The organism is Arachnia propionica, assembly GCF_003932785.1.
Lineage (GTDB): Bacteria > Actinomycetota > Actinomycetes > Propionibacteriales > Propionibacteriaceae > Arachnia > Arachnia propionica_B.
This window is the reverse complement of the sequence record NZ_RQYT01000113.1, coordinates 1-1,111: the sequence shown is the minus strand read 5'-3', so window position 1 is coordinate 1,111 and position 1,111 is coordinate 1. Positions and strand designations below refer to the sequence as shown.

At 66.7% G+C, this 1,111-nt stretch carries 1 pseudogene; it reads left to right on the top strand.

The window, feature by feature from the left end:
- A pseudogene (locus EII35_RS15480) lies at window positions 1-1,111 on the top strand (hypothetical protein); the annotation flags it as partial.

Sequence of the window (1,111 nt, the reverse complement as noted above, 5' to 3'; positions counted from 1 at the left end):
ACTGTGATGATCTGGGCAACATCAACCGGGTCCAGCTGCCCGATGGCGCGACCTGGGAATTCACCCACGACGCCATGTCCCGCCTCCGCCACACCGTGGACCCGTCTGGTGGGGTGTGGCAGCGCTGTTACGACCAGTACGGCCGGTTGAATGAAACCACCGACCCGTCAGGGGTGCGGGCATACCAACACCACAACACCCAGGCCCAGGAGATCACCATCGGGGATGCCCACGCCTCCACCACGGTGACGCTGGATGTGTGGGGACGCCAGATCGCAGCGATCCTCCCGGATGGGTCTGAAACCCGGGTCAGGTACGACCGCGCTGGTCGGCCAGTCGAATACACCGACCCCGCAGGTGGCTCCACCCGGATCGAGCGTGACCCGGCAGGCCGCCCGGTCCGGATCCGCCGCCCCTCAGGCGCATCACTGCGCTACGACTACGACCAGTGTGGCCGGGTCGCGGGGATCCGCAACGAACTCGGCTTCCGCACCACCCTCACCTACAACCAGGATTCCCAACTCATCGAAGAACTCTGGCCCACCGGTGAGAAGGGCTGGACCCGCTACGACCCCTGCGGCCGTGTGGTGGCTCGTTTCTCCCCCGGCGCAGGCTCCTACCGATGGGTCTACGACAAAACCGGCCGGGTGATTGAGACCCGTGACCCCAGGAACGGGCTGCGCCGGTTCCGCTACGACCCCGCCGGACAACTCACAGCCGCGGTGGCGGGGAATGGTGGCGTCACCCGCTACACCTATGACCTCAACGGGAGGGCGGTCACCGTCACCGACCCCCTCGGTGCGGTCAGCCACCATGTCTTCGACCCCATGGACCGCTGCCTCAGCACCACCAATGCTCTCGGCGCCACCACGACCTGGGGTTACGACCCCGCCGGACGATTGATCCGCAGCGTCGATGCGGACGGCCACGTGGTTGAGACCAGCTACGACCAGGCGGGACTGGAAACCACCACCATCATCGACGGGGCCACGTTCTCCCACATCACCAGAAACGCCGCGACCCGGCAGGTCCAGGTCGAGGACCACTCCAACCCCGACCACCCCGTCACCCACGTCCTCACCTACGATCCCCGCGGCCTCCTCACCCAGCA